A 237-nucleotide genomic window follows, 5' to 3' on the forward strand; every position below is an offset into this window, starting at 1 on the left:
GCTGCGGGAAACGAACTTCACCCCCGGCGCCTCCTGCGAGGCCCTGTTCTTCCCGCCCTCCACCGTCAAGACGGTGCTGAAGCTCGGGCAGGCCTTCGAAAAGATGGGACGCACGCTCTGGCCGGTCTTCAGCGGCGTCATCGTTGTCGAGGCGCAGAAGCGGCTCTACCAGGGCCTCCCCGTGGCAGCCCGCGCCTCCCTCCGCGTCTTCGTCCCCGTCCTTGCCCCCCGCGGCGT

Annotated in this window: 1 pseudogene; it reads left to right on the forward strand. The window is 69.6% G+C overall.

Annotation, left to right across the window (positions count from 1 at the left end):
- Positions 1-237 (forward strand): annotated as a pseudogene (locus AC0IY1_RS25600) (SAM-dependent methyltransferase); the annotation flags it as partial.

Source organism: Methylobacterium sp. AC690 (genome assembly GCF_979256535.1).